Consider the following 12830-nt stretch of genomic DNA (forward strand, 5'->3'; position numbering starts at 1 on the left):
TCAGCGCCCCAGATAGACTTCGATCACCCGTTCATCCGCCTGCACTTGCTGCAGGCTGCCCTCGGCCAGTACCGCGCCCTCGGCCAGCACTGTCACCTTGCCGGCAATGCTGGCGATGAAATCCATATCGTGTTCCACCACCATCAGGGAATGGCGGCCCTTGAGGGTGAGCAGCAGCTCGGCAGTCTTTTCGGTTTCGGCATCGGTCATGCCCGCCACCGGCTCGTCCAGCAGCAATAGCTGCGGCTCCTGCGCCAACAACATGCCGATTTCCAGCCACTGTTTCTGGCCATGCGACAGCAGCCCTGCCTGCCGCGCCCGCTGCTCGCCCAGGCGGATCAGCATCAGCAATTCGTCGATCCGGTCACGCTGCTGCCCGGAGAGACGGGCGCGCAGACTGGCCCATACCGAACGCGGCCCGGCCAGCGCCAGTTCCAGGTTTTCCTGCACCGTCATCGCCTCGAACACCGTGGGTTTCTGGAACTTGCGTCCTATGCCCAGCTGGGCAATTTCCGCCTCGGAATGCTGGGCCAGATTGATGGTCTGGCCGAAAAAGGCCGAGCCGCTGTCGGCACGGGTCTTGCCGGTAATCACGTCCATCATGGTGGTCTTGCCCGCGCCGTTGGGGCCGATGATGCAGCGCAGCTCACCCACGCCGATGGACAGGGACAGACGGTTGAGTGCACGGAAACCGTCAAAGCTGACGCTGATGTCGTCCAGATACAGGATCTGGCCATGGGTGACATCCACCCCCGGCTGCAACAGGCGGCCACTGGCCGGGGTATCGCCATCCCAGCTTTCACGCTGTAGCACTTGCGAAGTAGTGACGGGCATCATGCCTTCTCCTTGTGACGGCGCAGCAGGCCCAGCAGGCCGCGCGGCAGGAACAGCGTGGTGGCAATGAACAGCCCACCCAGGAAAAACAGCCAGTATTCGGGAAAAGCCACGGTGAACCAGCTTTTGGCTGCATTGATGAAACCCGCGCCCAGTACCGGGCCGATCAGGCTGCCACGCCCGCCCACTGCCACCCAGATGGCAATTTCGATGGAGTTGGCCGGCGACATTTCCCCCGGATTGATGATGCCCACCTGCGGCACGTACAGCGCCCCGGCCAGGCCGCACAGCATGGCGGACGCCACCCAGATGAACAGCTTGTAATACAGCGGGTTGTAACCGCAGAACATCAGCCGCGACTCGGCATCGCGAATGGCGGTGAGGATGCGGCCGAACTTGCTGTTGACCAGCCAGAAACCGGCGGCCAGCGCAGCCACCAGCAGCAGCACGGTCAGCAGGAACAGCGTGGCGCGCGTGCCGGGCGCGGCAATGCCATAGCCGAGGATGCGCTTGAAGTCGGTAAAACCGTTATTGCCGCCAAAGCCGGTTTCATTGCGGAAAAACAGCAACATGGCGGCATAGGTGAGCGCCTGGGTCATGATGGAAAAGTACACGCCCTTGATGCGCGAACGGAAAGCCAGCCAGCCGAACACCAGCGCCAGCAGGCCGGGCACGCCCACCGCCAGACACAGCGCCCAGGCCAGATGCTCGCTGCCCTGCCAGAACCACGGCAGGGTTTTCCAGTCGAGAAACACCATGAAGTCCGGCAGGTCGCTCTGGTAATTGCCGTCATGGCCGATGGCACGCATCAGGTACATGCCCATGCCGTAGCCACCCAGGGCAAAGAACAGGCCGTGACCCAGGCTGAGCAGGCCGGTGTAGCCCCACACCAGGTCCATGGCCAGCGCCACGATGGCATAGCACAGGATCTTGCCCACCAGGGTGAGGGTGTAGGCCGACACATGCAGGCTGCTGGCCGGGTCCGTCCATAAATGCAGGGCCGGCATGGCCAGCAGCACGGCCAGTGCTGCGCCACCTGCCAGTTTCAGCGGCTGCGGCCCCAGACGGGTGGCCAGCCGCAGGGAAAGTGCGGTTTGCATGATGGTGCTCCTAGTCCAGTACCCGGCCCTTGAGGGCGAACAGGCCTTGTGGACGCTTCTGGATGAACAGGATGATGAAGCCGAGGATGAGGATCTTGCCCAGCACCGCCCCCAGCGACGGTTCCAGAATCTTGTTGACGATGCCAAGGCCCATGGCCCCGGTGACGGTCCCGGCCAGCTGGCCTACTCCGCCCAGCACCACCACCATGAAACTGTCCACGATATAGCCCTGCCCCAGTTCCGGGCCGACGTTGCCGATCTGGCTCAATGCCACACCGCCCAGCCCGGCAATGCCCGAACCCAGACCGAAAGCCAGCATGTCCACCTTGCCGGTGGGCACGCCCACGCTGTCGGCCATGCGGCGGTTTTGCGTGACGGCACGCACGAACAGGCCCAACCGCGTCTTGTTGAGCAGCAGCCAGGTCAGCACCAGCACGCCCGCAACAAAGGCGATGATGGCCAGCCGGTTATACGGCAGGGTGAGCGCCGGGGTGATTTCCCAGCCGCCGGACAGCCAGGACGGGTTGGCCACTTCCACGTTCTGCGCGCCAAACAGCATGCGCACCGCCTGGATCAGCATCAGGCTGATGCCCCAGGTGGCCAGCAGGGTTTCCAGCGGACGGCCATACAGATGGCGGATGATCAGCCGCTCCAGCGCCATGCCGATGACAAAGGTGACGGCAAAGGCCACCGGCAGCGCCGCCAGCAGATAGGCATCGAAAGCGCCCGGCCACCAGCTGCGGAACAGGTTCTGCACCACATAACTGGCGTAGGCGCCGATCATCAGCATTTCGCCATGCGCCATATTGATGACGCCCAACAGGCCGTAGGTGATGGCCAGCCCCAGGGCGGCCAGCAGCAGTACCGAGCCCAGGCTGATGCCGCTGAAGGCATAGCCCAGCATGTTGTAACGCCACTGGCTGGACTTGATGTCGGCCATGGCCTGACTGGCGGCGGCGCGCACGCTGGCTTCCGGCTCGCTGGCGGCGACTGTCAGCGGGGCCAGCAGGCTGAGGGTGGCCGGGTCGGCACTGTCGGCCAGGGTGTGGATGGCGCTCAGCCGCTGTGCGGCATCCGGGCTGGCCAGTTGCAGGCGGGCGCTGGCCATGTGCAGGGCCTGTCTGACCTGGCTGTCCTGTTCCTGCTGTTGCCGGCTCAGCAGCAAGGGCAGCAGGCCGGGGTTGGCACTGTCCTGCAAGGCCTGGATGGCGCTCAGGCGCTTGCTGCGGTCCGGGTCGGCCAGATCACCGGCCGCATGAAACGCCTCCAGCGCGCTGCGCACGCTGTTGTTGACCGGCAAGGCATCCAGACTGCTGGCATCGCCAGCCACCGGCTGGCCGTTGTCCACATCGCTGAGCTTGCCGTCAGCGCCTTGCAACAACACATGGTTGCCATCGGCGCTGGTAAACAGCCTGCCCTCTTCCAGCGCGGCAACCGCCTGACGGCGCGGGCCGTCGGCCTGCACCGTCCACTGGGTGATCAGCCCGGCACGGTCGGCCGGGTCGGCATGTGCCAGCTCGGACAGCGGGCTGGCCGCAGCCAGGCTGCTGCACAGTGACAGCAGCAGCAGGAACAGGGGTTTGAACAATTGCATGGTGCTTTCCTTACAGGATATGCCCGCCACCACCCGGACAGGGCAGCAGCGGGCAAGGGCGCGCGTCGTCCCGTGCTGCGCCTGAAACAATCAACCAGAGCGGCTGCTAAACAGGCACAGCAGGGATGTTGTCAGCCGCTGTTACTTGCTCTTCACCGGGGTGTCGGGCTTCTTGTCATTGCCCGGAATGAAGGGGCTCCACGGCTGCGCGCGGATCGGGGTCTTGGTTTTCCACACCACCGAGAACTGACCGTTAGGCTGGATCTCGCCAATCATCACCGGCTTGTGCAGGTGATGGTTTTTCGGGTCCATTTCCAGCGTGAAACCGGACGGGGCGGCAAACTTGATGCCGGCCATGGCCTTGGTGACGGCGGCGACATCGGTGGTGCCGGCTTTCTTCACTGCCTCGGCCCACATATTGATGCCCACATAAGTGGCTTCCATCGGGTCGTTGGTCACCAGCTTGTCGGCATTCGCGAGGCCCTTCTTCTTGGCCCAGGCGCGGTAGTCGGCAATCCACTTGCTGTTCACCGGGTTCTTCACGCTCATGAAGTAGTTCCAGGCAGCCAGATGGCCCACCAGCGGCTTGGTGTCGATGCCCTTGAGTTCTTCCTCACCCACCGAGAAGGCCACCACCGGCACGTCGGTGGCTTTCAGGCCCTGATTGCCCAGTTCCTTGTAGAAGGGCACGTTGGAGTCGCCATTGATGGTGGAGATGACCGCCGTCTTGCCACCGGCAGCGAATTTCTTGATGTTGCCGACGATGGTCTGGTAATCGCTATGCCCGAAGGGGGTGTACATCTCCTGGATGTCTTCGTCCTTCACGCCCTTGCTGTGCAGGAAGGCCCGCAAAATCTTGTTGGTGGTGCGCGGGTAGACATAGTCGGTCCCCAGCAGGAAGAAGCGCTTGGCACCGCCACCTTCCTTGCTCATCAGGTATTCCACCGCAGGAATGGCCTGCTGGTTGGGCGCAGCACCGGTGTAGAACACATTGGGCGACATTTCCTCACCCTCGTACTGCACCGGGTAGAACAGCAGGCCGTTCAGCTCCTCGTACACCGGCAGCACCGATTTGCGCGATACCGAGGTCCAACAGCCGAAGGTCACGGCCACTTTGTCCTTGCTCAGCAGCTGACGCGCCTTTTCGGCAAACAGCGGCCAGTTGGAGGCCGGATCCACCACGACCGGTTCCAGCTTCTTGCCCAGCACGCCGCCCTTGGCATTGATCTGGTCGATGGCAAACAGCGCCATGTCCTTGAGCGAGGTTTCCGAAATGGCCATGGTGCCGGATAGGGAGTGCAACACCCCCACCTTGATGGTGTCGGCGGCAAAGGCCGGCATGGACAGCAGGCCGGCGGCGGCCAGAACCAGCGGAGCGGACTTCAGAAAAGTGCGACGAGTGCTTGCCATGAGATTCCCCTGATGATGTGAGATGGATTGTTGCGCTGCGTCATCAAGGTAACCGCAGCCTGCGGCCGGAAAAATACGTTACATGACGTAGATGGCTACGCAGGCGGGCGACAAGGGCTGCTTGGCGCAGCGCCATGCCCTTGTGCTAGGCTGTCTCTCCCATTCCCCCCGGAGCTGTTCATGCTGCCACGCAGCGCCTGGCGTGATTTTGCCGCCGTCATCTTCAGTGTCGCCCTGCTGGGCCTGGGGCTGGGCAGTACCATGCCGCTGACCGCCCTCACCCTCACTGCCCGCGGTTTCAGCCCGGAAGTCATCGGCTGGACCGTGGCCGCCGGTGCGCTGGGCGGGGTGCTGGCCACCATGGCCGCCCCGGCGCTGGCGCTGCGGCTGGGGCGGCGCAATGTGATGCTGGGCTGCCTGCTGCTGGCCTCAATGTCGGTGATGCCGCTGCAATACCTGCAGTCGATTCCCGGCTGGATGCTGGCGCGCTTTTTGTTTGGTGCCGCCATGGCTCCGCTGTTCGTGCTGGGCGAAAGCTGGATCAACACCCTGGCTGGCGACCATGCGCGTGGCCGCATCGTCGCCATCTACTCCACCTGCTTTACCGCCTGCCAGGTGCTGGGACCGATGCTGACCGACTTGCTGGCCCGCTGGCCTGATCAGGCATTTCTCCTGTGTGGCGCGCTGTTTTTGCTGGGGATTCCGGGCATCATGCTGGCCCGGCCGGAAGCACGTGACGGCAGTCATCCGCAACATTCGGCGTCCACCACCGACGACAAGGCCAGCGACACCGGCTGGCTGGGCATTGTGCAAGCTGCGCCCGCCATTTTGCTGGGCACGGCGTTTTTTGCCTCTTTCGATACCGTGATGCTCAGCTTCCTGCCGCTGGTGGCGATGGAAGGCGGCATGAGCCAGAGCCGCGCGCTGGCATCCGCCTCCATCCTGCTGGCAGGCGATGCCACCTTGCAGTTTGGCATCGGCTGGCTGGCCGACCACCTTGGCCGTCGCCGGGTACACCTGCTGTGCGGGGTGCTGGTGTGCCTGCTGCTGCCCTTGCTGCCATGGATGATGCAGCTGCCGCTGCTGTGGGAGGCTTATCTGTTTGTGCTGGGCGCGTGTGCCGGTGCCATCTATACCTTATCCATGGTGGCCAGCGGCGAACTGTTCAGCGGTGCCGCCCTGCTGCGTGTTTCCGGGCTGATTTCACTGAGCTGGAATGCGTCCAGCAGCCTGGGCCCGGCTGCCACCGGTCTCTTGATGCAGCATGCCGGTTCGTCCTGGATGGTGGCCGTGCTGTGGGCCATTGCCCTGCTGTTTGTGCTGAGCGGCTGGCGGCAGCGGCGCGACACTGAGCGCTTGCCAATGCACTGACTTTTTCGTCAGGCTGCACTTTTTATTGGCTATTGACGGAAATCACCATGCAGCCAGCCAGACCAGTACCGCGGATACGCGCCCTGATTGCCCGCGAATGGCAGCAATTACGCAGTTTTCAAGCCAGCGACCGGCCATGGCAGATGCCGCTGACCGCCGCGCTGGCCACCGGCCTGCCGCTGTTGATTGCCGCCTGGACCGGCCACCTGGCCTTGGGCCTGCTGTCATCCCTGGGCGGCATGGCCTTTCTCTACCTGCCGGCCACGCCCATGCACCATCGCATGGTCACCATCATGGCCTGCAGCTTCGGTCTGATCGCCAGTTTCACGCTGGGCCTCCTCAGCCAGTTGCTGCCGCTGGCCACGGCCCCGGTGCTGGCTGTCATCACCATTCTGGTGACGATGATCTGCCGCTTTTACCGCCTGCCACCACCGGGCAGTTATTTCTTCGTGATGCTGGCTGCCCTTGCCGCCTACACCCCGGTACCCGTGCTGGAGATACCGCTGCGGGTTGGTCTGGTAGCCATGGGCAGCCTGCTGGCCTGCGTGCTGGCCTTCGGCTATAGCCTGCATGTGCTGCGCTGGCGCACGCCCAAACCGGTCCAGCCCTTGCCTGCGCCGGATTTCGACTTCGTGGTGATGGATGCGCTGATCATCGGCCTGACGGTTTTCCTGTCGCTGCTGCTGGCCGAATGGCTGCAACTGCAACGGCCCTACTGGGTGCCGGTGAGCTGCCTGGCCGTGCTGCAAGGAGCCAGCCTGCGTGCGGTGTGGAACCGCCAGTTGCAGCGGCTGCTGGGGACGGCACTGGGGCTGTTGCTTACCTGGGGTGTTTTCAGCCTGCCGCTGAACGCCTGGACGGTGTCGCTACTGGTCATGCTGCTGAGTGTGGTGGTGGAAACGCTGGTGGTGCGCCACTACGGCATGGCGGCAGTGTTCATCACGCCGATGGCGATATTGCTGGCCGAGGCGGCTCATCTGGGCCACGGGTCGGCCTTTGCCCTGATCGAGGCGCGCTTCTACGACACCCTGGCTGGTGGCCTGGTGGGCCTGCTGGGTGGACTGGCCCTGCACCTGCCAGCCTTGCGTCAGGGCATCAGCCGCCTGATCCTCCGCTTGCTGCCGGTGAAGGACGGCAGCTGAGTCCGTCCTTGTCATCCCACACATCGCATCGACCTGCAAGCGGCAGTAGGCAAAGCCGATGCAGCAACATCTCCGCCTCACCAGCCGGAAGGCATAAGGTGAGATGGCAGCGGCACGGCAGGCAAACACGCTATCATCAGGCTTGACTTAGAGTGCACTAGAAGCTTCAGGCTGAACCCCATGACTACACTGACCATCCGGCAAATGGCACGCGCCAGCGGGCTGTCCGCCCATACCTTGCGCTATTACGAGGACATCGGGCTGATAGACCCGGTACGCCGCAGCGCCAGCGGCCACCGCTGCTACAGCGAGCACGACCAGCGCTGGATTGCCTTTCTGCTGCGTTTGCGTGCCACCGGCATGTCGATACAGGACATGCTGGCCTATGCCACGCTGCGCCGGGACGGGCAGCAACTGGACAGTGTGGTCCGGCGTCAGCAGATGCTGCAACAGCATGTGCTGGCATTGGAAAACCGGCTGGCGGCATTGCAAGACAATCTGAGCGTGATGCGCGACAAGGTTGCCTTCTACACCGGACTTGCCAGCGCCTTGCAAGCAGACGCACAGCCTGACAGCACAGGAGCAGACCATGACCAACCCTCTTTACCAACAAGGCTGGAACCGCCTGCGTGAAGTCGACGCAGAGGCAGGCGAACGCGTGATTGCCAGCTTGCAGGACATCAGCCCGGACCTGGGGCGTTACATCATCGAATTCGGCTTTGGCGAGGTGTATTGCCGCCCCGGCCTTAGCCTGCAGCAGCGCGAGCTGGCCACCATTGCCGCGCTGACGGCACTGGGCAATGCCACACCGCAGCTGAAGGTGCATATTGCCGCCGGGCTGAATGTGGGCCTCAGCCAGCAGGAAATCCACGAAACCATCCTGCAGATGGCGGTGTATGCCGGTTTTCCGGCCGCGCTCAACGGCATGTTTGCGGCAAAAGTGGTGTTTGCCGAACATGACGGCTTGTGATTAACAGTTTCGGGCCAAGTGCGGCTGACAAACGCTGAGCAAACCGCGTAGCGAAGCCTGCCGCGGGGGGTTAGCGGACCTTACACATGCCCGCGCCCCAGCGCCATGGCGGCGGCAGAGGTGCGGGTTTCCACTCCCAGCTTGGCAAACACATGCTCCAGATGCTTGTTGACGGTGCGCGGGCTCATGCCAAGGATGTCGGCAATGTCACGGTTGGTCTTGCCCAGGCTCAGCCAGTGCAGCACCTCGGCCTCGCGCTGGGTCAGGCGGAAAGCCGCAATCAGCGCAGCCAGCGTGGCTTGCAGCCCTTCTTCGCGCAGCACCACCAGCCATTCCGGCTCGCCGGGAGTCAGATGAAAGCTGGCCAGCAGCTTCTGCCCGGCCTCACCCGGCCATTGACCGGGCAATTCTTCTCCTTGCAGCCTGGCCTGCCGGGCAAGCCTGGCCCAGCGCCACAGTGACTCCGGGGCCTGTTGATCCTCGACACCGAAGTAGCGTTGCAATAGCTGCCGGGCCAGCGCGGTTTGCCATACCAGCCGTCCACTATCCGGGTTCAGAGCCAGGGTGGCCTGACCAAAGGCATCCAGCGCGCTGCTGGCCTGCTGCATCTGGCGGGCATTGGCGGTGTGGGCGGCAATGCGTGCCAGCACTTCCGGCGGGCGCAGCGGTTTGGTGACATAGTCGGCCCCGCCGGCGGCAAAGGCCGCCACCACGTGTTCGCTATCGGTAAGGCCGGTCATGAACACGATGGGAATGGCGCGGGTGACAAAGTCCTGCTTCAGGCGACGCGCCACTTCAAAGCCATCCATGCCCGGCATCACCGCATCCAGCAGGATCACATCCGGCAGGCTCAGCCTGGCCCGCTGCAAGGCGGCTTCGCCATGGGTGGCCACCAGCACGGTATGGCCTGCTGCATCCAGCGCATCGTGCAACATTTGCAGGTTGTCCGGCATGTCATCCACGATCAGCACCAGCGCGCTGCGGTTGGCCGCCTGTTCCATCAGTCTTGCTCCATCAATCTGTTTCTTCCTGGTACTGCAACAAGCTGCGCAGTGCATCAAAGCGGAAGGCGTCCACCAGGCTCTGGGCACGGCGCAGGAATTCGCCATGTTCGGCCGCCTGTCCGGACAAGGTCTGCAAGGCCGCTTTTACTCCCTTGGGGTAACCCAGCTCCAGCGCCTCGCGCAGCGGGTGCAGCAAGGCGGCATCCGGCAGGGTGAGGCTGGCGGCGCTGGCATGCAGGCCTTGCAGCACGGTGTCGGGCATGGGCTGGCTGTCGGTCTGCCATTCCAGCTGCAAGCGCCTTCCCAGCCAGTCCAGAATGTCGTCGATGCGGATGGGCTTGACGAAGAAATCTGCCGGCAGAATGCCGACATCGTTGTCCTGCCCCTTTTCAAAGGCATTGGCCGAGATGATGGCCAGGGCGGCGGCATCTGCCATGCCTGCCTGCGCCTGACGAATGGCGCGCAAGGTTTGCCAGCCATCCATGCCGGGCATGGCCAGGTCCATGAACACCGCATGCGGGCTGAAGGCGGGCAGCAGCGCCAGACAGTCCTCCCCGTTGCTGGCCTCGGCCAGCTCAAAGCCCAGCGCTTGCAGCATGTGGCGCAGCATGGCGCGGTCCACCGCCTCGTTATCCACCAGCAATACACGGCGGCGCGACCCCAGATAGCCGGTACGCTGCTGGCGTGGCAGGGCCTGTTCGGCTTGCTGGCCGTGCAGGGCCGGCAGGAACAGCCGCACGGTAAACAGCGCGCCCTGCCCCGGCGTGCTGTCCAGGCGGATTTCCCCGCCCATCAGGTCGGTCAGCATCTTGCTGATGGTCAGGCCCAGGCCGCTACCGCCCTGCTGCGACTGGCGGCCGCGCTCGAAAGGCTCGAACAGCCGTGGCTGATCGGCCTCGGCAATGCCCGGGCCGGTGTCGCGAATGGTAAAGGTGGCCATTTCGCGCTGGTAGCGCAGCCCCAGGCTGACCTCGCCGCGCTCGGTGAACTTGACGGCATTGCCCAGCAGATTGATCAGGATTTGCCGTAGCCGCTTTTCATCCGCCCGCACCACCGTTGGCAGTTCGCCTTGCGGAACAAAGCTGAAATCCAGCCCCTTTTGCTGCGCCTGCAGGCTGAACATGGCCACCAGCTGGCGCATGAAGGCGGTGAAGTCCAGCGGGCGCATGTCCAGCGTCAGCTTGCCGCTTTCAATACGGGCGATGTCCATGGTGCCTTCAATCACCGACAACAGGTGGTCGCCACTCCTGCGCACCACCTCCACCGACTGGCGCGCCGCGGGCGGCAGGCTGGCATCGGCATGCAGGATTTGCGCATAGCCCAGAATGCTGTTGAGCGGGGTGCGCAGCTCGTGGCTGATGGTGGTGACATAGCGGCTCTTGGCCTGATTGGCTTGCTCTGCCGCCTCACGCGCTTGCTGCAATAGCTGGTCGGTCTGCCGGTGCAGGTCGATCTCGCGTTGCAGCAGGCCGGTCTGGCGGCGCGATTCCTCCTGCGCCACCTGTCGGCTGTTATGGGTCAGCACCATCCACCAGGCCAGCACGCTGCTGGCCAGCAGCAAGACGGCAAACAGGCGGAACAACAAACCGCCCAGCCCGGCTACCGCGCCTTCCTGCACGGCGATGAAGTACAAGAGGCCCAGCAACAGCAGCCAGAAGGTGCTGATACCGGCCATCAGCAACAGGTAATGCCCCAGCCCGCGTTGCAGATAGGGCTGCAAGCTCCGTGGCAGCAGCCGCTGCAACAAGCCCTGCCATTGCGCCGCCAGCGTGGCCTGCGGCTTGCACAAATCGCCGCAGCGTACGTCCAGCGTGCAGCACAGCGAGCAGATATGCCCCTGATACGCCGGGCAAACCACGATGTCCTCCGCTTCATACTCGCGCTGGCACAGCACGCAGCGGTGATGGGCGTGCGCACTGGCCGAGGGGCGGCGCGCCAGGTAGTAACGCCCGCCACTAAGCCAGGCAAACAAGGGCGAGAGCAGCAGCGCCGCACACATGGCCACCAGCGGGGACAGCGCCTGTGCCACCTCGCCCAAGGCCCCCAGATGGGCGGCCACCGCCAGCAGCGACGCCAGCGTCATCGTGCCCAGCCCCACCGGATTGATGTCGAACAGATAGGCCCGACGGAACTCGATGCCGCGCGGACTCAGGCCCAGCGGCTTGTTGATCAGCAAATCCGCCACCACGGTCATGATCCAGGAAATGGCGATATTGCTGTACAGCGCCAGCACCTGACCCAGTGCCTGGAATACCTCCAGCTCCATCAGCAACAGGGCAATCACGGTGTTGAACACCACCCACACCACCCGCCCCGGATGGCTGTGGGTGAGGCGGGAAAAGAAATTTGACCACGCCAGGCTGCCGGCATAGGCGTTGGTGACGTTGATTTTCAGTTGGGAGACGATGACAAACAGCGTGGTGGCGGCAATCGCCAGCTTGCCGTCGCTGAACACGTGGGAATAGGCAATCAGATACATCTGGTTCGGGTCCACCGCCTTGGCCAGCGGCACCGCATTGCGCAGGGCCAGCCAGGCCAGCAGTGCGCCACCCAGCATCTTGGCCACCCCCGGCAATACCCAGCCCGGCCCGCCCAGCAGGCAGGCCAGCCACCAGCTGCGGGCATTGCCGGCAGTGCGCGGCGGCATGAAGCGCAGGTAGTCGGCCTGCTCGCCCATCTGGGTGATCAGCGCAATGCCCACGGCAAAGGCCGCACCAAAACGGCGCAAATCAAACTGCATGCCTGTGCCCTGCGCACCAGGGTAATGCCACAGGCCTTGCAGGGCTTCGGGTTCCTGCCACAGCAAACAGGCATAGGGCAATACCAGCAGCAACAGCCACAGGGGTTGGGTCCAGCTTTGCAGGCGGCTGATGGCCGTGACGCCGTGGGTAACCAGCGGCAGCACCAGCAAGGCACACAGCAGGTAACCGGCTACCGGCGGAATACCGAAACCCAGTTCCAGCGCATAGGCCATGATGGCCGCTTCCAGTGCAAAGAAAATGAAGGTGAAGGAAGCGTAAATCAGCGAAGTGACGGTAGAGCCGATATAACCGAAACCCGCGCCACGGGTAAGCAGATCCATATCCACCCCGTAGCGGGCGGCATAAACGGAAATGGGCAGCCCGGCCAGCAGAATCACCAGCCCGGTCAGCAGGATGGCGAGAAAAGCATTGAAAAACCCGGCTTGCACCAGCATGGTGGCGCCCACGGCTTCCAGCACCAGAAAAGACGCAGCCCCGCCCAGCGCGGTATTGGCCACCCGCCACAGCGACCACTGGCGGAAACGGCGCGGGGTAAAACGCAGGGCGTAGTCTTCCAGCGATTCACGCGCCACCCAGCTGTTGTAGTCACGACGCAGCTGGATGACTTGCTGGGGCGGCGAAGGCGGTGGCTTGGACACGGTGC

At 63.8% G+C, this 12830-nt stretch carries 9 protein-coding genes and 1 pseudogene; 4 read left to right on the forward strand and 6 right to left on the reverse strand.

Annotated features, from left to right (window positions below):
- From urtD to urtA, 4 genes and pseudogenes are all read right to left on the reverse strand, one after another.
- Positions 1 to 837, reverse strand: coding sequence for an urea ABC transporter ATP-binding protein UrtD (urtD, locus tag DKK66_RS00385; RefSeq protein ID WP_131354464.1), 837 nt, complete (start codon positions 835 to 837; stop codon positions 1 to 3).
- Complete coding sequence (gene urtC / locus DKK66_RS00390) at positions 834 to 1934, reverse strand: urea ABC transporter permease subunit UrtC (RefSeq protein WP_045848007.1); 1101 nt, start codon at positions 1932 to 1934, stop codon at positions 834 to 836. The genes urtD and urtC overlap by 4 nt, the downstream gene beginning before the upstream one ends.
- A 10-nt stretch (positions 1935 to 1944) precedes the next feature.
- Positions 1945 to 3528, reverse strand: a complete 1584-nt coding sequence (gene urtB / locus DKK66_RS00395; protein WP_207389830.1) for an urea ABC transporter permease subunit UrtB — start codon at positions 3526 to 3528, stop codon at positions 1945 to 1947.
- Positions 3529 to 3669: 141 nt separating this feature from the next.
- A pseudogene (urtA, locus tag DKK66_RS00400) lies at positions 3670 to 4857 on the reverse strand (urea ABC transporter substrate-binding protein); the annotation flags it as partial.
- A gap of 261 nt (positions 4858 to 5118) precedes the next feature.
- On the opposite strand from urtA, the gene DKK66_RS00405 reads away from it, so the two are divergent.
- From DKK66_RS00405 to DKK66_RS00420, 4 genes are all read left to right on the forward strand, one after another.
- Positions 5119 to 6309, forward strand: a complete 1191-nt coding sequence (locus tag DKK66_RS00405) for an MFS transporter (protein ID WP_131354467.1) — start codon at positions 5119 to 5121, stop codon at positions 6307 to 6309.
- Positions 6310 to 6356: 47 nt separating this feature from the next.
- Positions 6357 to 7451 (forward strand): FUSC family protein, encoded by a 1095-nt coding sequence (locus DKK66_RS00410; RefSeq protein ID WP_131354470.1) that lies wholly within the window; start codon positions 6357 to 6359, stop codon positions 7449 to 7451.
- A 180-nt stretch (positions 7452 to 7631) separates the two neighbouring features.
- Positions 7632 to 8084 (forward strand): MerR family transcriptional regulator, encoded by a 453-nt coding sequence (locus tag DKK66_RS00415; RefSeq protein WP_131354473.1) that lies wholly within the window; start codon positions 7632 to 7634, stop codon positions 8082 to 8084.
- Positions 8041 to 8421 (forward strand): carboxymuconolactone decarboxylase family protein, encoded by a 381-nt coding sequence (locus DKK66_RS00420; RefSeq protein ID WP_131354476.1) that lies wholly within the window; start codon positions 8041 to 8043, stop codon positions 8419 to 8421. The genes DKK66_RS00415 and DKK66_RS00420 overlap by 44 nt, the downstream gene beginning before the upstream one ends.
- Positions 8422 to 8501: 80 nt before the next feature.
- On the opposite strand, the gene DKK66_RS00425 is transcribed toward DKK66_RS00420, so the two are convergent.
- Together DKK66_RS00425 and DKK66_RS20630 are read right to left on the reverse strand one after the other, a co-directional pair.
- Positions 8502 to 9422: a DNA-binding response regulator gene (locus DKK66_RS00425; RefSeq protein WP_131354478.1), complete on the reverse strand. Its 921-nt coding sequence runs from the start codon at positions 9420 to 9422 to the stop codon at positions 8502 to 8504.
- Between the two features lie 13 nt (positions 9423 to 9435).
- Entirely contained in the window at positions 9436 to 12825 is a 3390-nt protein-coding gene (locus tag DKK66_RS20630; RefSeq protein ID WP_207389831.1) for an ATP-binding protein, read from the reverse strand.
- Positions 12826 to 12830: the final 5 nt, after the last annotated feature.

Source organism: Aquitalea sp. USM4 (assembly GCF_004328945.1).
Lineage (GTDB): Bacteria > Pseudomonadota > Gammaproteobacteria > Burkholderiales > Chromobacteriaceae > Aquitalea > Aquitalea pelogenes.

Excerpts from the sequence above, each read along its gene's own strand:
- urtD (WP_131354464.1), bottom strand. The coding sequence starts at position 837 with ATGATGCCCGTCACTACTTCGCAAGTGCTACAGCGTGAAAGCTGGGAT.
- urtC (WP_045848007.1), bottom strand. The coding sequence starts at position 1,934 with ATGCAAACCGCACTTTCCCTGCGGCTGGCCACCCGTCTGGGGCCGCAG.
- urtB (WP_207389830.1), bottom strand. The coding sequence starts at position 3,528 with ATGCAATTGTTCAAACCCCTGTTCCTGCTGCTGCTGTCACTGTGCAGC.
- DKK66_RS00405 (WP_131354467.1), top strand. The coding sequence starts at position 5,119 with ATGCTGCCACGCAGCGCCTGGCGTGATTTTGCCGCCGTCATCTTCAGT.
- DKK66_RS00410 (WP_131354470.1), top strand. The coding sequence starts at position 6,357 with ATGCAGCCAGCCAGACCAGTACCGCGGATACGCGCCCTGATTGCCCGC.
- DKK66_RS00415 (WP_131354473.1), top strand. The coding sequence starts at position 7,632 with ATGACTACACTGACCATCCGGCAAATGGCACGCGCCAGCGGGCTGTCC.
- DKK66_RS00420 (WP_131354476.1), top strand. The coding sequence starts at position 8,041 with ATGACCAACCCTCTTTACCAACAAGGCTGGAACCGCCTGCGTGAAGTC.
- DKK66_RS00425 (WP_131354478.1), bottom strand. The coding sequence starts at position 9,422 with ATGGAACAGGCGGCCAACCGCAGCGCGCTGGTGCTGATCGTGGATGAC.